This window comes from Pseudomonas sp. LBUM1676, assembly GCF_059695605.1.
Genome location: NZ_CP166777.1, coordinates 4,843,256 through 4,863,550, shown reverse-complemented (window position 1 = coordinate 4,863,550; position 20,295 = coordinate 4,843,256). Strand labels below are relative to the sequence as shown.

The 20,295-nt window shown below is 59.2% G+C and carries 22 protein-coding genes and 1 tRNA gene; 12 read left to right on the top strand and 11 right to left on the bottom strand.

Going from position 1 to position 20,295, the window contains the following annotated elements; genetic code table 11:
• The gene (locus tag ACA041_RS22370; RefSeq protein ID WP_497437736.1) at nucleotides 1-2,145 is read left to right on the top strand and encodes a 3-hydroxyacyl-CoA dehydrogenase NAD-binding domain-containing protein; all 2,145 of its coding nucleotides are present in this window, start codon (nucleotides 1-3) and stop codon (nucleotides 2,143-2,145) included.
• A 91-nt stretch (nucleotides 2,146-2,236) separates the two neighbouring features.
• A complete protein-coding gene (locus ACA041_RS22365; protein WP_497437735.1) occupies nucleotides 2,237-2,965 on the top strand; it encodes an amidotransferase in 729 nt (242 codons plus the stop codon).
• A 136-nt stretch (nucleotides 2,966-3,101) separates the two neighbouring features.
• On the opposite strand, the gene ACA041_RS22360 is transcribed toward ACA041_RS22365, so the two are convergent.
• From ACA041_RS22360 to ACA041_RS22350, 3 genes are all read right to left on the bottom strand, one after another.
• Nucleotides 3,102-4,073 (bottom strand): magnesium and cobalt transport protein CorA, encoded by a 972-nt coding sequence (locus ACA041_RS22360; RefSeq protein ID WP_497437734.1) that lies wholly within the window; start codon nucleotides 4,071-4,073, stop codon nucleotides 3,102-3,104.
• A 148-nt stretch (nucleotides 4,074-4,221) separates the two neighbouring features.
• A complete protein-coding gene (locus ACA041_RS22355) occupies nucleotides 4,222-4,944 on the bottom strand; it encodes a lysophospholipid acyltransferase family protein (RefSeq protein WP_497437733.1) in 723 nt (240 codons plus the stop codon).
• Nucleotides 4,945-5,157: 213 nt separating this feature from the next.
• Complete coding sequence (locus tag ACA041_RS22350) at nucleotides 5,158-5,847, bottom strand: crotonase/enoyl-CoA hydratase family protein (protein WP_497437732.1); 690 nt, start codon at nucleotides 5,845-5,847, stop codon at nucleotides 5,158-5,160.
• Nucleotides 5,848-6,154: 307 nt separating this feature from the next.
• Here ACA041_RS22350 and ACA041_RS22345 point away from each other — a divergent pair.
• From ACA041_RS22345 to ACA041_RS22315, 7 genes are all read left to right on the top strand, one after another.
• Nucleotides 6,155-6,244, top strand: a tRNA-Ser gene (locus ACA041_RS22345).
• Between the two features lie 200 nt (nucleotides 6,245-6,444).
• Entirely contained in the window at nucleotides 6,445-6,765 is a 321-nt protein-coding gene (locus ACA041_RS22340; RefSeq protein WP_497437731.1) for a YbjQ family protein, read from the top strand.
• Between the two features lie 147 nt (nucleotides 6,766-6,912).
• Complete coding sequence (locus tag ACA041_RS22335; RefSeq protein ID WP_497437730.1) at nucleotides 6,913-7,101, top strand: hypothetical protein; 189 nt, start codon at nucleotides 6,913-6,915, stop codon at nucleotides 7,099-7,101.
• 313 nt (nucleotides 7,102-7,414) lie between these two features.
• Entirely contained in the window at nucleotides 7,415-7,786 is a 372-nt protein-coding gene (locus tag ACA041_RS22330; protein ID WP_338919913.1) for a bacteriocin, read from the top strand.
• A gap of 191 nt (nucleotides 7,787-7,977) precedes the next feature.
• Nucleotides 7,978-8,406: a glycine zipper domain-containing protein gene (locus ACA041_RS22325; protein WP_497437729.1), complete on the top strand. Its 429-nt coding sequence runs from the start codon at nucleotides 7,978-7,980 to the stop codon at nucleotides 8,404-8,406.
• 128 nt (nucleotides 8,407-8,534) lie between these two features.
• Entirely contained in the window at nucleotides 8,535-8,723 is a 189-nt protein-coding gene (locus ACA041_RS22320; protein ID WP_497437728.1) for a hypothetical protein, read from the top strand.
• Between the two features lie 108 nt (nucleotides 8,724-8,831).
• Nucleotides 8,832-9,044: a hypothetical protein gene (locus ACA041_RS22315; RefSeq protein ID WP_497437727.1), complete on the top strand. Its 213-nt coding sequence runs from the start codon at nucleotides 8,832-8,834 to the stop codon at nucleotides 9,042-9,044.
• A gap of 68 nt (nucleotides 9,045-9,112) precedes the next feature.
• Here the strand turns inward: ACA041_RS22315 and ACA041_RS22310 are convergent, their stop codons facing one another.
• Nucleotides 9,113-9,247, bottom strand: a complete 135-nt coding sequence (locus ACA041_RS22310; RefSeq protein ID WP_497437726.1) for a hypothetical protein — start codon at nucleotides 9,245-9,247, stop codon at nucleotides 9,113-9,115.
• A gap of 462 nt (nucleotides 9,248-9,709) precedes the next feature.
• Between ACA041_RS22310 and ACA041_RS22305 the strand changes: the two genes are divergently transcribed.
• Complete coding sequence (locus ACA041_RS22305; protein WP_497437725.1) at nucleotides 9,710-10,405, top strand: HAD-IA family hydrolase; 696 nt, start codon at nucleotides 9,710-9,712, stop codon at nucleotides 10,403-10,405.
• A 143-nt stretch (nucleotides 10,406-10,548) separates the two neighbouring features.
• Here ACA041_RS22305 and ACA041_RS22300 read toward each other — a convergent pair whose 3' ends face one another.
• Nucleotides 10,549-11,295, bottom strand: a complete 747-nt coding sequence (locus ACA041_RS22300) for a 3-oxoacyl-ACP reductase family protein (protein WP_497437724.1) — start codon at nucleotides 11,293-11,295, stop codon at nucleotides 10,549-10,551.
• 125 nt (nucleotides 11,296-11,420) lie between these two features.
• Here ACA041_RS22300 and ACA041_RS22295 point away from each other — a divergent pair, with 125 nt between their 5' ends.
• A complete protein-coding gene (locus ACA041_RS22295) occupies nucleotides 11,421-12,344 on the top strand; it encodes a LysR family transcriptional regulator (RefSeq protein WP_497437723.1) in 924 nt (307 codons plus the stop codon).
• A gap of 133 nt (nucleotides 12,345-12,477) precedes the next feature.
• Here the strand turns inward: ACA041_RS22295 and ACA041_RS22290 are convergent, their stop codons facing one another.
• The gene (locus tag ACA041_RS22290; protein WP_497437722.1) at nucleotides 12,478-13,206 is read right to left on the bottom strand and encodes an aspartate/glutamate racemase family protein; all 729 of its coding nucleotides are present in this window, start codon (nucleotides 13,204-13,206) and stop codon (nucleotides 12,478-12,480) included.
• A gap of 523 nt (nucleotides 13,207-13,729) precedes the next feature.
• Nucleotides 13,730-14,470 carry a phosphoadenylyl-sulfate reductase gene (locus ACA041_RS22285; RefSeq protein WP_497437721.1) on the bottom strand — a complete coding sequence of 247 codons (741 nt, stop codon included), beginning with the start codon at nucleotides 14,468-14,470 and terminating at the stop codon, nucleotides 13,730-13,732.
• A gap of 173 nt (nucleotides 14,471-14,643) precedes the next feature.
• Between ACA041_RS22285 and thrH the strand changes: the two genes are divergently transcribed.
• Entirely contained in the window at nucleotides 14,644-15,261 is a 618-nt protein-coding gene (gene thrH, locus ACA041_RS22280) for a bifunctional phosphoserine phosphatase/homoserine phosphotransferase ThrH (protein ID WP_497437720.1), read from the top strand.
• A 126-nt stretch (nucleotides 15,262-15,387) separates the two neighbouring features.
• Here the strand turns inward: thrH and pabB are convergent, their stop codons facing one another.
• The 4 genes from pabB to rloA form a co-directional block, all read right to left on the bottom strand.
• A complete protein-coding gene (gene pabB / locus ACA041_RS22275) occupies nucleotides 15,388-16,725 on the bottom strand; it encodes an aminodeoxychorismate synthase component I (protein ID WP_497437719.1) in 1,338 nt (445 codons plus the stop codon).
• Nucleotides 16,726-16,938: 213 nt separating this feature from the next.
• Nucleotides 16,939-17,925 (bottom strand): alpha-L-glutamate ligase-like protein, encoded by a 987-nt coding sequence (locus ACA041_RS22270; RefSeq protein ID WP_150800678.1) that lies wholly within the window; start codon nucleotides 17,923-17,925, stop codon nucleotides 16,939-16,941.
• Entirely contained in the window at nucleotides 17,925-19,460 is a 1,536-nt protein-coding gene (rloB, locus tag ACA041_RS22265; RefSeq protein ID WP_497437718.1) for an osmotic stress tolerance membrane protein RloB, read from the bottom strand. Before rloB ends, ACA041_RS22270 begins: the two co-directional genes overlap by 1 nt.
• 5 nt (nucleotides 19,461-19,465) lie before the next feature.
• Complete coding sequence (gene rloA, locus ACA041_RS22260) at nucleotides 19,466-20,002, bottom strand: retropepsin-like aspartic peptidase RloA (protein ID WP_497437717.1); 537 nt, start codon at nucleotides 20,000-20,002, stop codon at nucleotides 19,466-19,468.
• Nucleotides 20,003-20,295: the final 293 nt, after the last annotated feature.

Here is a 20,295-nt window from a genome sequence, read left to right as displayed (position 1 = left end):
ATGACCGAAGCCATTCGTTATGAAAAGGGCCAGGACCGGATCGTCGTCCTGACCATCGATATGCCGGGCCAGAGCGCCAATACCATGAACGCGGTCTACCGCGACGCCATGGCCGCCTGCATCAGCCGACTGGTCGCGGAGAAAGACGCCATTGCCGGCGTCATCATCACCTCGGCCAAAAAAACCTTCTTCGCCGGTGGCGACCTCAATGAGCTGATCAAGGTCGGCAAACCTGAAGCCAAGGCCTTTTACGCCATGGTGCTGAACCTCAAGGGGCAACTGCGCACCCTGGAAACCCTCGGCAAACCGGTGGTCGCCGCGATCAATGGGGCGGCGCTGGGCGGTGGCTGGGAAATTTGCCTGGCCTGCCATCATCGCGTGGCCCTGGATCAACCCGGCGTGCAGCTCGGCCTGCCGGAAGTGACCCTCGGCCTGCTGCCGGGCGGTGGCGGGGTGGTGCGCATGGTACGTCTGCTGGGCCTGGAAAAAGCCCTGCCGTATCTGCTCGAGGGCAAGAAAATCCGGCCACAACAAGCGTTGCAGGCGGGTTTGATCGACGAGCTGGCAGCCGATCGCGACGAGTTGCTGGCGAAGGCTCGGGCCTGGATCATTGCCCATCCGACGGCGGTGCAGCCCTGGGATGTGAAGGGCTACCAGATACCGGGTGGCACGCCGTCGAATCCGAAAGTCGCGCAGATGCTGGCCATTGCACCGTCGATCCTGCGCAGCAAAACCCAGGGCTGCATGCCCGCACCGGAGAAAATCCTCTGCGCCGCCGTTGAAGGTGCCCAGGTGGATTTCGACACCGCACACCTGATCGAAACCCGATACTTCACCGAACTGACCACCGGCCAGGTATCGAAGAATCTGATCGGCACCTTCTGGTTTCAGCTCAACGAAATCAATGCCGGCGGTTCGCGGCCACAGGGTTTTGCGCCTTATGAGACGCAAAAGGTCGGGGTGCTCGGCGCCGGGATGATGGGCGCCGGCATCGCTTTCGTCAGCGCATCGGCCGGCATTGAAGTGGTACTCAAGGACATCAGCCTCGCGGCAGCGCAGAAGGGCAAGGCCCACTCGGCGATGCTGCTGGACAAGAAAGTCGCGCGCGGCCAATTGACTGCCGAACAGCGCGAAGCCACGTTGGCGCGGATTCATACGACGGAAAACGATGCGGATTTGGCGGGATGCGATCTGATTATTGAAGCGGTATTCGAAGATCGCGAACTCAAAGCCAGGGTCTCTTCGGCTGCGCAAAAAATTGTCGGCCCGAATGCAGTGCTCGCCTCCAACACCTCGACCTTGCCCATCAGCGGCCTCGCCACGGCAGTGCCAGACCAGACCCGATTTATCGGTCTGCATTTCTTCAGCCCCGTGGAGAAAATGCCGCTGGTGGAAATCATCAAAGGCGTCCATACCAGCGACGAAACCCTGGCCCGCGGGTTCGATTTCGTCCTGCAAATCAACAAAACGCCGATCGTGGTCAACGACAGTCGCGGCTTTTTCACCTCGCGGGTATTCGGCACGTTCACCAACGAAGGCATCGCCATGCTCGGCGAAGGCGTGAGCGCGCCGATGATCGAAACCGAGGCGCGCAAGGCCGGCATGCCCATCGGCCCTCTGGCGATCTCTGACGAAGTTTCCCTCAGCCTCATGAGCCATATCCGCCAGCAAACGGCCAAAGACCTGCAAGCGGAAGGCAAACCGCTGATTGAGCACCCGGCCTTAGCCGTGATTGACTTGCTGCTCAATGAATACAAACGTCCGGGCAAGGCCGCTGGAGGCGGTTTTTACGAGTACCCGGCCGGTGGCCAGAAGCATCTGTGGCCAGAGCTGAAATCCCGTTTCGAGAAAGCCGACGGGCAGATTTCGCCGAAGGACGTGCGGGACCGGCTGCTGTTCGTGCAAGCCATCGAAACCGTGCGCTGCCTGGAAGAGGGCGTGCTGACCTCGACGGCGGATGCCAACGTCGGCTCGATCTTCGGTATCGGCTTCGCGGCCTGGACCGGCGGCGCGCTGCAATTCATAAATCAGTACGGCGTGAAGGACTTCGTTGCCCGCGCCCAGTACCTGGCGGGGCAATATGGCGAGCGATTCGCTCCGCCCGCACTGTTGCTGGAGAAGGCGGCAAAAGGCCAGGCGTTCTAAGGGGGGGGACGCATTCCGGGCTTGCCTCGCTACCTGTTTCGAGGCACGCTCTGGGGTGTGCATTATTCCCATCACGTGTCAGGTATTTTTTATGTCGTTACGCATCTGCATTCTGGAAACCGACATTCTGCGTCCAGAACTGGTCGATCAGTATCAGGGTTACGGGCAGATGTTCCAGCGTCTGTTTTCGCAGCAACCCATCGAGGCCGAGTTCACCGTCTACAACGTGATGCAGGGCGAATATCCCCCTGACGAGCTGACCTTTGACGCTTACCTGGTAACTGGCAGCAAGGCCGATTCCTTCGGTACCGACCCCTGGATCGAAACCCTCAGGGCTTATCTGCTGAAGCGCTACGAGCGTGGCGACAAACTGCTGGGCGTGTGTTTCGGCCATCAGTTGCTGGCGTTGCTGCTGGGCGGCAAGAGCGAGCGCGCGACCCAGGGCTGGGGCGTCGGCACGCATAACTATAAACTGGCCGCCAAGGCACCGTGGATGAGCCCTGTGCGCGAAGAACTGACGTTGTTGATCAGTCACCAGGACCAGGTAACGTCACTGCCGGAAAACGCCACGGTGATTGCCTCGAGCGATTTCTGCCCGTTCGCCGCGTATCACATCAACGATCAGGTGCTGTGCTTCCAGGGGCATCCGGAGTTCATTCACGATTACTCCCGGGCGTTGCTGGATATTCGTCAGGAAGCGCTGGGCGAGCAGATTTATAGCAAAGGCATGGCGAGCCTGGAACATGAGCACCACGGCGCTACGGTGGCAGAGTGGATGATGCGGTTTGTGGCGCATAAGGCTGAAGCGGCTAAAAGCTAAAAGCTAAAAGCTTCGCGAGCAGGCTCGCTCCCACAATGGGTCGTGGTGTCACCTGATGTGTGAACACCCAATATCTAATGTGGGAGCGAGCCTGCTCGCGAATGTAGCAACAGGCTCTTACTGAAAGCACACGACTCTACAACCACCCGGATCTCTTGAAACTCGCCCACAACCCCACACACCCCACCGCAATAAACCCCAACACCGCGAAATACCCGTAATGCCAGGTCAACTCAGGCATGTTCTGGAAATTCATCCCGTAAATCCCCGCCACCGCCGTCGGGAATGCCAGGATCGCCGCCCACGCCGCAAACTTGCGCTGCACCACGCTCTGCCGTGACGCCTCCAGCAACACCCCGACTTCAATCGTCTGACTGGCAATGTCCGCCAGGGTCGTCAGGTCTTCCATCTGTCGGGTCACGTGGATCTGCACATCGCGAAAATACGGGCGCATGTTCTTGTCGATGAACGGGAAGCTCAGTTTCTGCAGTTCCTCGCCGATTTCCACCATCGGTGCCGCATAACGGCGCAGCCGCAAGACATCACGGCGCAGGCTATGGAGTTTTTGAATGTCGCGCTCGTTCAGCGAGCCGCACATGACGTTGCGTTCCAGCTCGTCGATCTCGGCATGGATCGCTTCGCCCATGGGCTGGTAGTTTTCGATCACGAAATCGAGGATGGCATAGAGTACGAAATCTTCGCCGTGCTCCAGCAACAGCGGACGTGCCTCACAGCGCTGTCGGACATAAGCGTAGGACGCCGAGTGACCGTTGCGTGCGGTAATGATGTAGCCGTTACCGGCAAAGATATGAGTCTCGATGAACTCCAGCTTGCCTTCATTGCGGATTGGCGAATAGGTAACGATAAACAATGCGTCGCCGAAGGTTTCGAGTTTAGGTCGGCTGTGTTTTTCCAGGGCGTCTTCAATGGCCAGTTCATGCAGGTTGAACTGGCGTTGCAGATTGAACAGTTCCTGGGCGTTCGGCTCCTCGAGGCCGATCCATACAAAGTGGCCCGGTTTTGCCGCCCAGGCCGCGCCTTCGTCGAGAGTGATATTGGTGACTTTCTTACCGGCGCTATAAACCGCAGCAGCAACAACTCTACCCATGATGGTGGTTCACTTCTTATATGCAGATGGCAGTGGCAGGCAGTATTCAGCTTAGCCTTGTCTGCTGTTTGAGAGTCAGCAAAGTCTGCAGAGTTCGTAGGCAAGAAGCTCGCGGGCAAAAGAAAACCCGCACCAGGCGGGTTTCTTTTCAAGCAGCTTGCAGTTGCCGGTCCATCGACTCAATGCACTCGCGCATCTGCTCGCGGCACTGCTCAATCAACAGCGGCATGTCATCCAGGCTCATTCCCGTCGTAGGAATCGCCGGCAGCGAGCGGATCATAATTTTCCCACTGCGCCAGCGGTTCAAGCGCATGTGTTTGACGTAAGTGCTGACACACACCGGCACGATCGGCACGCCTGCGGCAATCGCCATCTGGAATGCGCCTTTCTTGAACGGCAGCAACTCTTCGCCGAGGTTGCGCGTGCCTTCCGGGAACACCCAGATCGACGTGTCCTCGTTTTGCAAGGTGTTAGTGGTGGTCAACATCGACTTGCGCGCCTTCTGCGCATTGCCACGGTCGATCAACACATTGCCCGCCAGCCAGAACAACTGCCCGAACAGCGGCACCCACTTCAGGCTCTTCTTGCCGATGCACACGGTGCGGCGGGGCACCACATTGCCGAACACAAACAGGTCGTAGTTGGACTGGTGGTTGGCGATGATCACGCAACTGTCGGGTTTATTCATCAGCGGCCCGACGTCGGCCTTGACCCGTAAACGCAAAATACACATCGCCGGCCACGCATATAAACGCGCACACAAGCGGCTGTTGTCCGGATTGAACGGGCGGCACAGGCCCAGCATCACTCCGAGCACACCGGCCAGAATAAAGTGCAGCCCCATCAATAACATACGAAACACAAACAGCATTTACAGGCCCCACCGGGACAAAAGGTGGCGCAGTGTACGGATGTGCACTGTTTTCGGCAATTGCCGCTATAGACGTCGGAGATAGCGATATTTGAGCGCATGTTTCCGACTTGCTGGTCAGACGCGTCCTAGAGCAATCGCAGGCTTTTCAACAGCGCCTGTATGAAAAAGCCCGACACGACGGTCGGGCTTTTCGCTGTGGCAGGCCTGGGCTTAACCCAAATGCTCCTGATCCAGGATGATCGCCTTGTCCAGGGTTTCCAGGAATGCCTTGCGCACCTTGAGCTTGGTGTTCTTGTGCGCCGTCATGTTGATCTTCTTCAACTGACGCGCCGCGGCCAACGCTGCACCTTGCAGTTCCTCGGCCGATACCACCACGTCCAGGAAACCGGCATCCATGGCGCTCTGCGGATTGAACATCTCGCCGTTGATCACCGAACGGTGGAACGCCGACTTGCGCAGGCGATCACGGGCGATCTCGATGCCGGCGTGGTGCATGGTCATGCCGATCTGCACCTCGTTCAGACCGATGCTGAACGGACCGTCGACGCCAATGCGGTAGTCGGCCGACAACAACAGGAACGCACCCTTGGCCACCGCATGCCCAGGGCAGGCGACGATCACCGGGAACGGGTGCGACAGCAGGCGACGGGCCAGGGTGGAACCGGCCGTCACCAGCGTCACGGCTGCTTCAGGACCGGATGTCATCACCTTCAAATCATAGCCACCAGACAGGATCCCGGGCGTACCGGTAATGATCACCACCGCACGATCGGTCACCGCCCGATCCAAAGCAGCGTTAAACGCAGCAATCACGTCTGGCGAAATTGCATTGACCTTGCCATTGCTCAAGGTCAGGGTCGCGATACCGTCTTCGAGATGGTAGGAAATCAACTCACTCATGACGCTATTCCTTTCGATAAAGTTGGGCAGACGTTACCCACCGCCATAGGCCAGGTAAAGCGCTATGACTGACCCGCCAGTCACCCTTTCCCCGCCCGCCAAGCGTAGCCGGCCATGCCAGCGGCGCATTGCCCTCCCTATAGAAGGGGGCGCCACGCCGGAGATTGGCAGGTTTGCCATGGCCTGGAATCCGCCGGAACAACTAAATCGCTAACCGCATGAAAATTCTGCAAAAAAAGTTTGCCATCGGAAAAGCTTTCGACTACATTAGCGCGCCTCGACAGACAGAACATGTTTGACGAGATACGGTGAAGTGTCCGAGTGGCTTAAGGAGCACGCCTGGAAAGTGTGTATACAAGAAATTGTATCGAGAGTTCGAATCTCTCCTTCACCGCCAAATTCGATGTAACCAGAACCCCTGATTTCGAGAGAAGTCAGGGGTTTTGTGGTTTCTGGTGTCTGAATTTTCGTTCATGGCTTTGCTGACGGCCCAGGCGTATCAGCGAAGTTGTTTTCCTAATTTGTAAGTATGACCCGATCATTCACCCGAATAGCCCGGTCTTCAGCCTCTGCGCCCACCATGAACAAGGAAACTCCATGATCACCACCACAACCCATTCCATCGAAGGCCGGCAAATCACCGCTTACCTGGACATCGTCAGCGCCGAGTCGGTGCAGGGGGTCAATGTCATTCGTGACCTGTTCGCCGGGATGCGGGATTTTTTCGGTGGGCGCTCTCAGACATTGGAGCGGGCGTTGAAGGAAGCGCGGATTCAAGCGACCGATGAGCTCAAGGAGCGGGCGCGGGCGCTGCAGGCGGATGCGGTGGTGGGGCTTGATTATGAGATCAGCATGCCGGCCGGGAAGAGCGGGATGGTGGTGGTGTTCGTGACCGGGACGGCGGTCAAACTGAAGTAAGTCCGACAGGCGCCATTCGTCGGGCACGGGGCAATCTGAATTACAAGTCCAGTAATGACCGACTAGTCTAAAACGCCTTGGCGGTCGATATTCTTTCAGGCAAATGGGCTTGCCGGTGTCGATCCCGTTTTTGAGAGGGGCGAAGGTATGGCTGATCCGTATATCGAAGACGACGGCGCGGAGTTTCCGATCAACAACTGCGTGCAGTGCGGGCAGACCGATTATGTGGCGGGTTTCGGTGAAGACCAGATCCAGATCGACAAGATGAAATCCATGACGCGACCAGGGCCGAAAGCCAAATTTTTACCCAAGGTAGCGGCACCTTCCAGGAAGTAATGCACCACCAACAAACCCCGTCATTGAACGGGGTTTTTTTGCGCCTGAAGAAATATCTGCAAGCGCGTATTTCCTTCAGCATCCTTTCACAAAGTTTTCACACGATGCTGCGTAATCTCAGCTCATCCGTTAGAAAGCAATACTCCAGCCCGTCTCCCCAGCGGGCTTTTTTTTGCCTGTCATAAAACCTTTTCCATAAACGCTGTCCAACCGTCGCCCACTGTGTGGTTGCGGCGACTCGTCTGTGGTCGTTGTTTCATAAGAACATTCAATTATTGCCCTTTCGGTTTCCCTTTTTTTGAGGTTTCTCGTCATGCGTTTAACTCTGCCCGCTCTGGTTCTGGGACTTTTGGTTGCTCAAGGTGCAATGGCTGCCGGTGACGGTACTGCCGCGTTGGGCGGCGGCCTGGGTGGTGCGCTGGGTAATGTGGTCGGCCAGAAAATGGGCGGCAGCACCGGTGCCGCCATTGGTGCCGGCGTGGCAGGCGCGGCGGGCAGTGCGGTTGCCGCTCGCAAAGGCAGCCGTACCAAGGCAGCCATCGGAGGTGGTGTCGGTGCAGCTGGCGGTTCGGTGATCGGCAACAGCCTGGGTGGCAAGACCGGTTCCACTATCGGCGCCGGCCTGGGTGGTGCATTGGGCGGCGGGGTGGGCAGCAACCTGTCCAAGGGCCACAAGCGCCATTGATTGTGAGTTTGATTGACTAGAAGCCCGGCGAAATGCCGGGCTTTTAGTATCCGGATGTGTCGTTTCCTACACTTTTGATCGATTGGCTGTCCAACCTTCATCGCTGGCCGGATTCAGCGGGCGCAGATGCTAGACTCCTGCCCATCCGCAGCATGTTCACTTCCCCCGATGCGGAATTAGAGGTTCATATCATGCGTTTGACATTGTCCACAGTAGTTCTGGGACTTTTGGTCGCTCAAGGTGCAATGGCTGCCGGTGACGGTACTGCTGCAGTTGGCGGTGGTATTGGCGGTGCGCTGGGTAACGTGGTCGGCCAGCAAATGGGCGGCAGCACGGGGGCAGCGATCGGTGCCGGTCTCGGCGGCGCGGCGGGCAGTGCGGTGGGCGCCCCTAAAGGCAGCCGAACCGCAGCCGCTGTCGGTGGTGGTTTGGGCTCGGCGGGCGGCTCGGTGATCGGTAATAGTCTCGGCGGCTCGACCGGCTCCACCATCGGCGCAGGCCTGGGTGGTGCCGCGGGTGGCGCGGTGGGCAATAACCTGGGGACCGACAGCGGCAAATCCCATTCCGGGAGCGGCCACAAACACAAACACAAGAACAAGAATAAGAACAAGCATCACTGATTCGACTTTGACTCACAGCGTAAACCCGGCCTGGTGCCGGGTTTTTCACATCTGCGCAAAGCACTCTGGAACGATTGACTGTCAGCCGCCTCGAACTTGATACACCCCTGAATGTTATGAGGCATGCCATGACTCCTGAAACCGAAGGCACGGAAGAAAAAGGTCCGAGCGGACTTCCGTTCATCAACGATCCCGGCAATGAAGACCCGGGTTCTTTGATGGATGACGCCACGGTGCCGCTCAACGACGCCGACGATGCAGGCGATGTGGGTCAAACCGAGTTCGACGACGAGGATGAAGACGAAGACGAACAATGACCTGGGTCACCGACCAGGCAGACCGGCCGTCCGCCTGATCGAACCGCGTTCATCGGGCTGTCATCGAATTTTCAGGACCTGTTTCTCAGGCCCCTTGAGAGGTGCTTTATGAACGCTGACCCGAAAGATACCGACATCGATGACACGCCTGAATATCCGCTGCCTTCACCTACCGACCCGCTTCCTCGAGACCAGCGTCCGCCGGATGACGACGCCGGCGTGGAGCAGGTGCCGAACGAAGATGTCAGACGGACCGATGTCGAAGCAGACCCCGACGACCCGGACATCGCCGGCAATGATGCCTCTGGCGAACCCAGTTGAGGCATATCCGGGGTGTCTCGCCGCTTGTCGATAGAGCGGCACCTTTGAAACGCGATACTTGCCACACATCAGGTAAGCAACGCTTGAAGGAGAAACACCATGATCAGGTCAACATTGACAGCCTTGACGGTGGCCGGAGTGTTATCGGTCAGTACCATGGCGGTGTTTGCCCAGTCCGACGCGCCAGTCGATAAAGGTGGCATGCCGCCCTCTACGGAAATGAATGCCGGTGCCGGGCAAGGTAACGCGCTGCCGCCTGACGCCATCAAGGGCGGAAACGGTGATGATGCCAGTGGGAGCAGCACCAGCCCGGGGGCGGGAAGCGGTTCCTTGAGTGGTGGAAGTTCGATGGGGAGCGGTTCTGGGAGTGGGTCTGGAGAATCCGGTAGTTCAGGAATGAGTGGCAGTGGCAGCGGTGGCAGTTCCGGGAGCGCCGGTGGTGGCACGGGCAGCGCCGGAGGAGGTACGGGAGGATCGGGAGGTTAATCGCCCTCTTGCAAGGACCCATCGCTGAATCAGGAACCGCGTCTGGCACGGATTTGTGCATTCATCGGGCATTGCCGGTTGCTCCAGGCAGACCGCGCTCGTTATGCTGCTGAAACCTTTAATCGATCACGGGCCGTCGCTGAGGCGCCCGGGATGTCATTAAAAACGGATCAGATGCGATGAATGCACCGCGCAACGAGTTCGGCCCGATCAAGGCCGTGATTTTCGATATGGATGGCTTGCTACTGGACACGGAGGGCATTTACACCGAGGTCACTTCCATCATTGCCGGGCGTTACGGGCGGACCTTCGACTGGAGTGTCAAACAGAACATTATCGGCCGTGGTGCGGGGGATCTGGCGCGGTATGTGGTCGAGGCGCTGGACCTGCCAATCACCGCGGAAGAGTTCCTGGTGATCCGTGAACCGCTGATGCGCGAGCGGTTTCCTGCCGCGCTGGCGATGCCGGGCGCTCAGGAGCTGGTTCGGCACCTCAAGGCCAACAAGATTCCAATCGCTGTCGGCACCAGTTCTTCGCGGCAATCCTTTGGCCAGAAAACCACCTTGCACCGCGACTGGTTCGCGTTGTTCGACTTCATCGTCACTGCTGATGATCCGGAAGTCGGCGCGGCCAAACCGGCGCCGGATATCTTTCTCACGGCGGCGCGACGCCTGGGCGTAGCGCCCGAAGATTGCCTGGTGTTCGAGGATTCGCCCTTTGGCGTCACGGCGGCAAAAGCGGCGGGGATGACGGCGATCGCAATCCCGGACGCGGCGATGGCCGATGAAAAGTACGCACATGCCGATGGCATTCTTCGTACGCTGAAGGCGTTCAATCCGAGTGCCTGTGGGTTGCCGCACCTCGACTGGGCTTGACGACGAGAAATAATGGGGGAGCGACGGTGCGACGATTCGACCTGCTCGCGAAGGCGGCGTATCAGCCAACATCGATGTCGACTGACAGACCGCCTTCGCGAGCAGGCTCGCTCCCACAATGAACTACGGTTGGCTGACGCGTATCAGGCGCCGAAACCACCGTCGATGGTCAGGCTGGCACCGGTGATGTAGCCGGCTTCCGGCCCCACCAGATAGGCGACGAAACTGGCGATTTCTTCCACTTTGCCATAACGGCCCACCGCCATCAGCGGGATCAGGTTGTCGGCGAAGTCACCGCTGGCCGGGTTCATGTCGGTGTCGACCGGACCCGGTTGCACGTTGTTGATGGTGATGCCACGTGGGCCGAGGTCGCGAGCCAGGCCTTTGGTCAGGCCGACCAGTGCCGCTTTGCTCATGGCGTATGGGCCACCACCGGCGAAGGGCATGCGGTCGGCGTTGGTGCTGCCGATGTTGATGATGCGACCGCCTTCGGTCATGTGTTGGGCCGCCGCCTGGGTTGCGATGAATACGCTGCGTACGTTGATTGCCAGGGTCTGGTCGAAGTCTTCCAGTTTGAACTCTTCCAGCGGGGCGACCGCCAGTACGCCGGCGTTGTTGACCAGGATATCCAGGCGACCGAAGGCTTCGACGGTGGCGGTCACGGCGTTACGGATAGCCTCGGCGTCGGCACTGTCAGCCTTGATCGCCAGGGCTTTGCCGCCGTTGGAGGTGATGCTGTTCTGCAATTCTTCGGCTTTGGCCGTGGAGCTGACGTAAGTGAAGGCGACTGTCGCGCCTTCAGCGGCCAGGCGTTGAACGATGGCCGCGCCGATGCCGCGGGAACCGCCTTGAATCAACGCCACTTTGCCGCTGAGGTTCTGGGTAGTCATATCGATCTCCAAAGTCCCGGGGCGAGATGCCGCGGTTGATGGAGCCTAGTATCGATTCAGGATTACCCGCTGTGTAGACGGTAATTGCGATAGTCTGTGTAAACCAGAAGTTTATAGTGGCGCTTATGGAAACCTTCAGCAGTATCGAATGCTTCGTGCGCAGCGCCGAGGTCGGCAGCTTCGCCGAAGCCGCGCGGCGCTTGAGTCTGACCCCGGCGGCGGTGGGTAAAAGTGTCGCCAAGCTTGAGGCTCGGCTCGGTGTGCGGCTGTTCCAGCGCAGCACCCGCAGCCTGACGCTGACCGAAGCCGGTCAGCTGTTTCTCGGTGAAGTCAGCGCCAGCCTGCTCACGATCCAGAATGCCGTGGCCAATCTGGCCAGCGCCGAAGGACGACCGGCGGGCACCTTGAAGGTCAGCATGGGCACGGTCTTCGGGCGCTTGTACATCGTGCCCTTGCTGGGGGAGTTTCTGCGACGGTTTCCGGCGATCAACCCGGACTGGCATTTCGATAACAGGCAGGTCGACCTTATCGCCCAGGGTTTTGACGCGGCCATTGGCGGAGGATTCGAACTGCCCCAGGGCGTGGTGGCGCGCAAGCTGACGCCGGCGCATCGGGTGTTGGTCGCGTCAGCCAGCTACCTGGCGGAGCGTGAGGCGATCGTCGAACCCGAGGATCTCCAGCATCACGATGGCATCCTGATTCGATCGCCGCAAACGGGGCGCGTGCGTTCCTGGCAATTGACCGGTCGCACCCGGCAACACAGTCCGTTGATGCTCAAGGCGCGCATGACCATGAGCGATTCCGAAGCTGCCTGCGCCACGGCGGTCCAAGGCTTGGGCATCGGGCTGGTGAGCATGCCGTTCGCCGTGGGGTATCTGGAGGCTGGGACGTTGCAGCGGGTGTTGCCGGACTGGTATGTCGACGACGGCAATATTTCCATCTATTACGCGGAGCACAAGCTGCTGCCGGGCAAGACCCGGGCGTTTGTGGAGTTCATCATCGAGCAGTTTGCGCAGCAGGGGTTGGGGCAGCGGTTCAGTGCGATTTGAGCCTGGCTTTGGACCGAGGTGCTGCCTTCGCGAGCAGGCTCGCTCCCACAGGGTTTTGTGTCGTTTACATAACCATCGTACGACGCAGAACCCTGTGGGAGCGTGGCTTGCCCGCGAAGAACGATAACGCGGTCTACCTGCCAAAACGCCCCGGCCAACCAATCATTTTCTTCGGCCGAGGCGTCGCATAAGTCCGCACCTTCGACGTCGACAGCCCCAGTCGCACCAGCGACTCGGCAATGGTCACCGCCGCTGTAACACCGTCCACCACCGGCACCCCCGTACGCTGACGAATCTGCTCATCCAGCCCTGCCATGCCGCCGCAACCCAGGCATATCACCTCGGCCTTGTCCTCAAGCACCGCCAACTCCGCCTGGCGCACAATGGCCTCCAGCGCACGTTCGGGATCGGATTCCAGTTCCAGCACCGCCAGGCCACTGGCCCGCACCGACGCGCAGCGGTCCCACAGCCCTGACAGTTTGAGGCGATCCTCGATCAGCGGGACGGTGCGATCCAGCGTCGTGACCACCGAATAGGCATGGCCGAGGAACATCGCGGTGCTGGCGGCCGCGTCCGTGATGTCCACCACCGGTACCTTGAGCAGTTCCTGCAAGCCTTCGCGGCCGTGCTCGCCGTAACCGGCCTGGATCACGGCGTCGAAGGGTTGGTCGTAGGCCATCACGCGATCCATCACGGCGATGGCGGCCAGGTAGCTTTCGAAATTGCCTTCGATGGAGTCGGCACCGAAATACGGCGTCAGGCCGACAATTTCGGTGCCGGGTGCGGCCACGGACTGCGCCGAACGTGCGATGGCCTGGGTAATGGATTCGGTGGTGTTGACGTTGACCACGAGAATGCGCATGGGAAGTCCTTATGACGGGTGGTTCTGCGCCCGACATCGCCGGGCCGTCGTGGGATTAATGGCTGACGTTGTCGACCGCGATGGATTTACCACTGACGTCGGCGTAGTGGGGCTGACGTTTGGGCGTTTCAGGCTTGCGGATCTAAAGTGTGTGTATATTTTGCGATGATTGTATACAAAACATGTATGCATTTAAGCCAGATCCATGCCAGTCGGCGGTATAAAAATCACGGTGCTAATTTCGTTTTGTTATCTTACTTACATAAGTGACTGAAACTAAGACGATATAAATTGACCGATTGAACAGGTATTTATTTTTCGGCGAGGAGTGTGAAAAAGTTCGACCGGGAAAGTCGGGAAAGATGGATGTAACTTTTTGGCGCGCTGAAATAAAAGTGCACACACAAATGGCACCTATGGTGACATTCTTGTGTACACATTTCTTGAGGCGGTCATAGACTTTGTGGGAGCGAGCCGCCCGGAGCCGGCTCGCTCCCACAGGGGGATTTCACAAGGCTTGAGGTTATGCCTTTGATTTACTGATGATATTCCCCGCATGCAAGCCACATTCTTTCTGCGTCGCTTCCTCCCACCACCAGCGACCTTCACGCTCGTGCTGGTTCGGCAGCACCGGGCGGGTGCAAGGCTCGCAGCCAATGCTGATGAAGCCACGTTCATGCAGGCTGTTGTACGGCAGCTCGAGCATGCGGATGTAACCCCAGATCTCTTCGCTGGTCATCTGCGCCAGTGGGTTGAACTTGTAGAGGGTGCGTTCCGGGGTGGAAAACGCGGTGTCGATTTCCATTACCGCGACGGCGCTGCGGGTGCCAGGGCTCTGGTCCCGACGCTGGCCTGTGGCCCAGGCCTTTACGCCCGAGAGCTTGCGGCGCAGCGGCTCGATCTTGCGGATACCGCAGCATTCGCCATGGCCGTCCTTGTAGAAACTGAACAGGCCTTTTTCCTTCACGAAGGGTTCAAGTTTCGTGTAGTCCGGCGACACCAGTTCAATCTCGATCTTGTAGTGCTCGCGCACCTGATCGATGAACCGATAGGTCTCGGGGTGCAGGCGGCCGGTGTCGAGGCTGAACACCTTGACGTTTTTGTTCAGCTTCCAGGCCATGTCCACCAGCACCACGTCTTCGGCGCCGCTGAAAGATATCCACAGGTCATCGCCGAACTCGGCGAACGCGAGTTTCAGGATGTCCTGGGCGGATTTGTTGGCATAGGTCGTGGCGAGTTCCACGACATCGAACGATGGGCTCATCAGGGCGGTTTCCTACAGGTCGGTGGCGCTGGGCGCTCTATATGGGGCTGATGGTAACAAAATCCTGCGGCGCCTGGCGCGCCCTCTGCGTTGCGCAGGTCCGCCCGAGTCGCTAGAGTTCGGCAGTCCTTTTACTCGCTCGACTCGATAATCAATACAAATGGGAGTGTCTTGTGGAAATTGCCTGTCTGGATCTTGAAGGTGTGCTGGTCCCGGAAATCTGGATCGCCTTCGCCGAAAAAACCGGGATCGAATCCCTCAAGGCCACTACCCGGGACATTCCCGACTACGACGTGCTGATGAAACAGCGCTTGCGGATTCTCGATGAGAACGGCCTGAAGCTTTCCGATATCCAGGAAGTGATCGCCACCCTCAAGCCGCTGGACGGTGCCGTCGAGTTCGTCAACTGGCTGCGTGAGCGGTTTCAGGTGGTGATTCTGTCGGACACCTTCTACGAATTCTCCCAGCCGCTGATGCGTCAGTTGGGTTTCCCGACGTTGCTGTGCCATCGCCTGATTACCGACGATTCGGGACGGGTGACGAGCTATCAGTTGCGTCAGAAAGATCCGAAGCGGCAGTCGGTTCTGGCGTTCAAGAGCCTGTATTACCGGGTGATTGCGGCGGGGGATTCCTACAACGACACCACGATGCTGGGTGAGGCGGATGCAGGGATTCTGTTTCATGCGCCGGATAATGTGATTCGCGAGTTTCCGCAATTTCCGGCGGTGCACAGCTTTGAAGAGCTGAAGCAGGAGTTCATCAAGGCCTCGAATCGGGCACTGACCTTGTAAACCCGATCCCCTGTAGGAGCGAGCTTGCTCGCGATGGTCGTGAACGATGACGCGTGCTATCTGGAAACAAGCGGCGCCTTCGAGTCCATCGCGAGCAAGCTCGCTCCTACAGGGGGGCGGTGTTGGTCAGAGGTTTTGCAGGGTATCGAGCAACACCTTCACCTTGGTAATCGATTCCTGATACTCGTCCTGCCACTGCGAGTCGGCGACGATCCCGCCACCGCCCCAGCAACATACCTGCCCATCCTTGACCAGCAAGCTGCGGATGGCGATGGAACTGTCCATCTCGCCGCGCACGTCCAGGTACAGCAACGAACCGCAGTACAAGCCGCGGCGGGTCGGCTCCAGTTCATCGATGATCTGCATTGCCCGAATCTTCGGCGCGCCGGTAATCGACCCACCGGGGAAGCTGCCGGCGATCAGGTCCAGGGCATCCCGCTCATCTGCCAGTTCCCCGGTCACGCTGCTCACCAGGTGATGCACGTTCGGGTAGCTTTCCAGGCTGAACAACTCCGGCACCCGCACCGAACCGATGCGGCACGTGCGACCGAGGTCGTTACGCAGCAAGTCGACGATCATCAGGTTTTCCGCGCGGTCCTTGGGGCTGGCCAGCAGTTCGGCGGCGTTCGCCGCATCTTCGGCAGCGGTCATGCCGCGCGGGCGGGTGCCTTTGATCGGGCGGGTTTCCACATGGCGTTCGCTGACTTTGACGAAACGTTCCGGCGACAGGCTCAACACCGCGCCGCCATCGGGCAGGCTCTGGAAGCCGGAAAACGGCGTCGGGCACGCCGCACGCAAGGCGCAATAGGCGGCCCACGGATCACCCTGGCATTGCGCACGGAAGCGCTGGGCGAAGTTGACCTGATAGCAGTCGCCGGCCTGGATATAGTGCTGGATACGCTCCAGCGCGTGGCGATAGTCGTCAGCGCTCAAGTCGGCGCTCATCGGTGCTTTCAGTTTGAAAGGTTCGATCGGTTCAATGCCAGGCTGACTGAACAAGGCGATCAGACGTTGCTGCTCACTATCGATCAGCGTCGGGTGAAACACCAGCTGACTGGTCTTCAGTTGGTGATCGCTGATCAGTGCCCAGTCATAAAGCCCGAATCGCGCATCGGGCAAGTGCAGGTCGTCCTGCGCCAGGCTCGGAAGATGTTCCAGGTGACGGCCGAAGTCATAACTCAGGTAGCCGATCAACCCGCCAGCGAAAGGCAGGTCTAGCGGCAGCGCTGCTTTCCCCAGGCGTGTCAGGTTATCACGCAGGCGTTGCAGGAAAGCGCTGCCACTTTCGTCAGGCAAAACCGCCAGTTGTTCCAGCGGCCAGGCGCTGAGCAGGTCATAGCGACCGCGATCGGCAGTCGGCCGGCCACTGTCGAGCAGCACGGCGCCGGGAGCATGACGAATCGCCGCGAAGTAGTCGGCGGGATTGGCGCGGTAGGGGAGTGGGTGTACGGAACAGGTCAGCATGGGCGGGGCAGATCAGCCATCGAGGCGGGGTGGCGATTGTAGTCTGCTCGGCGGAATGCTCCTAGAGGGGATGTCGGGGATTGGCAGGTTGGCGGCAGGGCCGAGAGCTGTAGTGGCAGGGAGTCAGTCTTCGCGAGCAGGCTCGCTCCCACAGGGGATTGCGTACTCCTGTGGGAGCGAGCCCGCTCGCGAAGGGCGCGACTCGGTCTTGGATCAGCCCTCAACCCCAGGAATATGCCCGAACATCTCCTGAACGAACTCCACCCGCTCCTCAACCGTCTCGCTGATCCCGCGAGCCTTCAATGCTTCCAGTCGCGCTTCAACGGCATGGGTGCGCAACGTCAGCCCGCAATCATTGGCAATCTGGATGTTCAACCCGGGCCGAGCATTGAGCTCCAGGATCAACGGGCCTTTTTCCTGGTCCAGCACCATGTCGACGCCGATGTAACCCAGCCCGCACAACTCGTAACAGCCGGCGGCGAGTTTCATGAAACCGTCCCAATAGGGCAGTTGCACGCCGTCCACCGCGTTGGTGGTGTCCGGGTGCTTGGTGATGATGTTGTTCAGCCAGGTGCCGCGCAGGGTCAGGCCAGTGGCGAGGTCCACGCCGACGCCGATGGCGCCCTGGTGCAGGTTGGCTTTGCCGCCGGACTGACGGGTCGGCAGGCGCAGCATGGCCATGACCGGGTAGCCCATCAGCACGATGATGCGGATGTCCGGCACGCCTTCGTAGCTGATGCTCTTGAAGATCTGGTCCGGGGTCACGCGGTATTCGATCAGCGCCCGGTCGCGGTGACCGCCAAGGGAATAGAGGCCGGTGAGGATGCTGGAAATCTGGTGCTCGATTTCCTCGTGGCTGATGATCTTGCCGGACACCGTGCGATAGCGCCCCTCGAAGCGGTCGGCGATCACCAGGATGCCGTCACCGCCGGCACCCTGGGCCGGTTTGACCACGAAGTCGTTGCGCCCGCCGATGATCTCGTCGAGGTTGTCGATTTCCTTCTCGGTGGAAATCACGCCATACAGTTCCGGCACATGAATGCCGGCGGCGATGGCGCGCTCCTTGGTGATGATCTTGTCATCGACGATCGGGTACAGGCTGCGCTTGTTGTACTTGAGCACATAGTCCGCGTTGCGGCGATTGATGCCCATGATGCCCCGGGCTTCCAGGGCCTTCCAGGTTTTCCACAGGCCGAACATCAGGCGTCAGCCTTCTTCAGGAAGGCCTTGAAGCGCACCAGTTCGGTCAGGCGGTAGCCGCGATAGCGACCCATCGCCAGCATGAAGCCCACCAGGATCAACAGGATCGCCGGGAAGGTGAACACGAAGTACACCAGCTCCGGGACGCTCATGATCAGGTGCGCCAGGGCCGCGGCGAACAGCGTACCGATCGCCACCTTCATGGCATGGCCGCCGCCGCGTTCTTCCCAGGTGATCGACAGGCGTTCGATGGTCATGGTCAGAATCACCATCGGGAACAGCGCTACCGACAACCCGCGTTCCAGGCCGAGTTTATGGCTGAGCAGGCTGATCGTCGCGATCAGCACCACCACGAAGGTCAGCACCACCGACAGCCTCGGCAACATTTGCAGCTTCAGGTGTTCAAGGTACGAGCGCAGCGACAGCCCCAGCGCCGTAATGATGGTAAACAGCACGATCCCGAAGCCAAGCTGGGTTTCGCGGAAAGCCAGGGCGATCAGCACCGGGGTAAAGGTGCCCAGGGTCTGAATGCCGATCAGGTTGCGCAGGATCAGGATCACCAGCACGCCGATCGGGATCATCACCATGATCATGAAGGTCTGCTGGGTTTGCAGCGGCAGGCCGTACAGCGAGTATTCGAGGAAGTTGGCGTCGGTGTTTTCGTCGGTCAGCTTGGCCAGGCGAATGGCGTTCATTTCGCTGTTGTTCAGGCTGAAGGTCACGTTGGCTTTTTTGCCGCCATCGACGGTGATCAGGTTTTCGTCGCCGGTCCACCACAGCAGGCGGTCGGTCGGCAGGCCTTGTTCGCCGGTTTCCGGGTTGAAGTACAGCCAATCGGTGCCGTTGAAGCTGCGCAGCCAGAGTTCCGGTATTTGCGGCTGGTCGGCCACCAGACGAATGGTATGGACCTTTTCCACCGGCACGTGGGCGATGGACAGGACCAACTCGACGATTTTGGATTTGTTCGCGGTGGACGGATCGCCGCCCAGCAGCAGCTTCACATTGTCATCGTTGACGTTATTGACGCGCTTGATGGCTTCGCCGATGAAGGTCTCGACGTCGGCCGAGTGCTGGCGGATCGGCGCGAGCAGGGCTTCGGCGGCGATTTTTTCCGGGCCTTCCACGGCAATGCTGTCGCGGAAAGTCGGACCCTTGATCTTCAATTTCTCGCCGCTGTAACGCTTGGTCAGCACCAGGCGGTAATAGAGGGTCTGGTTGCCCTTGGCCCGACGCGCCGACCAGGTGACCTTGCGATTACCGTCAACCCGGTTCACCGCAACGCCATAGTTATTGGAGATGAAACTCTCGTTGAGGCTGACGTAGTCGCGGCTCAGCGGTGGCACGAACATCTGGATCTTGACCGGGTCTTTGGTGCTGGCGACGAACTCGACCTTGGCGTCGATGTTCCACAAGTCGTCGGTAGCGTCTTCGGTCACGGGAATGCCGAGCACAAAGATCTGATAGGCCGTAACTGAAATGCCCAGCACCACCAGGATGGCGATCAGGAATTTCAGGTGGAGGGTAAGAGCGCGCATTGGAATTACTCTGCGGTATGTGCGTCGGTGGCGCAGGCGGGTTTGCCAGCAGCGTATTTAAGGCTGGGGTCGACCAGCGCATCGAAGCGTTTCAAGGCTTCGGAGCCGATCAAGAGCGGGTATTGGAAGGCGCTTCGGTCGGTCAAGTTCACTTCGATGCTGCGTAAAGCTGAACCCATGCAGATATCGAGCTCGATCACCGGACGGGCGGTGTACTTCTTGCCAGCCTCTGGATCGTAGTCACCGGCCCTGCGCTTGATCTTGCTGACCCGCGCCAGTGGTCGTTCGATCGGGTGCGAATGGGCGGCGTCGATGGCGAGGTAGAAACGGACCCAGGATTCGCCATTGCGTTTAAAGCGTTTGATGTCGCGGGCACTCAGGGAGGCGGTTTTCGCCCCGGTGTCGAGTTTGGCGGCGACTTCCAGGTTGATGCCGCCCAGGGAGGCGTACTCGTTGAGGCCGTACACGGTTTTTTCCCCCGCCGCGGCATAGCCGGGCAGGCAAAGCATAAAGAAGAATGCGGGGAAGGGCTTGAGTCTCATAAATCCTGATGCGCGGCGGTCCATACTTCAATTCAAGGCCCTGGCATCGCTGCGCAAGCTCCCTCGTATGCCTATCAACTATGACAAGCCGTGCAGATGTCACAAACAAATGCGGCCGGCATTCTAGCACGGTGGTTTTATGGCGCCAGCGCTGGCCGCTGGCTATAAACAGACGAGCTGACTCGTTAAGGTGCAGTCGGTTATTAGACGATTGTCGACAATATCTATTTATCCTTTGACTATAGAGCCTGTATTCGTTAGTTTTTGCGGCATTGGCTTTCAAGGTGTCGACA

Bases quoted from the DNA above. Each gene is read 5' to 3' on its own strand.
- ACA041_RS22370 (WP_497437736.1), top strand. From the start codon at position 1: ATGACCGAAGCCATTCGTTATGAAAAGGGCCAGGACCGGATCGTCGTC.
- ACA041_RS22365 (WP_497437735.1), top strand. From the start codon at position 2,237: ATGTCGTTACGCATCTGCATTCTGGAAACCGACATTCTGCGTCCAGAA.
- ACA041_RS22360 (WP_497437734.1), bottom strand. From the start codon at position 4,073: ATGGGTAGAGTTGTTGCTGCTGCGGTTTATAGCGCCGGTAAGAAAGTC.
- ACA041_RS22355 (WP_497437733.1), bottom strand. From the start codon at position 4,944: ATGCTGTTTGTGTTTCGTATGTTATTGATGGGGCTGCACTTTATTCTG.
- ACA041_RS22350 (WP_497437732.1), bottom strand. From the start codon at position 5,847: ATGAGTGAGTTGATTTCCTACCATCTCGAAGACGGTATCGCGACCCTG.
- ACA041_RS22340 (WP_497437731.1), top strand. From the start codon at position 6,445: ATGATCACCACCACAACCCATTCCATCGAAGGCCGGCAAATCACCGCT.
- ACA041_RS22335 (WP_497437730.1), top strand. From the start codon at position 6,913: ATGGCTGATCCGTATATCGAAGACGACGGCGCGGAGTTTCCGATCAAC.
- ACA041_RS22330 (WP_338919913.1), top strand. From the start codon at position 7,415: ATGCGTTTAACTCTGCCCGCTCTGGTTCTGGGACTTTTGGTTGCTCAA.
- ACA041_RS22325 (WP_497437729.1), top strand. From the start codon at position 7,978: ATGCGTTTGACATTGTCCACAGTAGTTCTGGGACTTTTGGTCGCTCAA.
- ACA041_RS22320 (WP_497437728.1), top strand. From the start codon at position 8,535: ATGACTCCTGAAACCGAAGGCACGGAAGAAAAAGGTCCGAGCGGACTT.
- ACA041_RS22315 (WP_497437727.1), top strand. From the start codon at position 8,832: ATGAACGCTGACCCGAAAGATACCGACATCGATGACACGCCTGAATAT.
- ACA041_RS22310 (WP_497437726.1), bottom strand. From the start codon at position 9,247: ATGCCACCTTTATCGACTGGCGCGTCGGACTGGGCAAACACCGCCATG.
- ACA041_RS22305 (WP_497437725.1), top strand. From the start codon at position 9,710: ATGAATGCACCGCGCAACGAGTTCGGCCCGATCAAGGCCGTGATTTTC.
- ACA041_RS22300 (WP_497437724.1), bottom strand. From the start codon at position 11,295: ATGACTACCCAGAACCTCAGCGGCAAAGTGGCGTTGATTCAAGGCGGT.
- ACA041_RS22295 (WP_497437723.1), top strand. From the start codon at position 11,421: ATGGAAACCTTCAGCAGTATCGAATGCTTCGTGCGCAGCGCCGAGGTC.
- ACA041_RS22290 (WP_497437722.1), bottom strand. From the start codon at position 13,206: ATGCGCATTCTCGTGGTCAACGTCAACACCACCGAATCCATTACCCAG.
- ACA041_RS22285 (WP_497437721.1), bottom strand. From the start codon at position 14,470: ATGAGCCCATCGTTCGATGTCGTGGAACTCGCCACGACCTATGCCAAC.
- pabB (WP_497437719.1), bottom strand. From the start codon at position 16,725: ATGCTGACCTGTTCCGTACACCCACTCCCCTACCGCGCCAATCCCGCC.
- ACA041_RS22270 (WP_150800678.1), bottom strand. From the start codon at position 17,925: ATGTTCGGCCTGTGGAAAACCTGGAAGGCCCTGGAAGCCCGGGGCATC.
- rloB (WP_497437718.1), bottom strand. From the start codon at position 19,460: ATGCGCGCTCTTACCCTCCACCTGAAATTCCTGATCGCCATCCTGGTG.
- rloA (WP_497437717.1), bottom strand. From the start codon at position 20,002: ATGAGACTCAAGCCCTTCCCCGCATTCTTCTTTATGCTTTGCCTGCCC.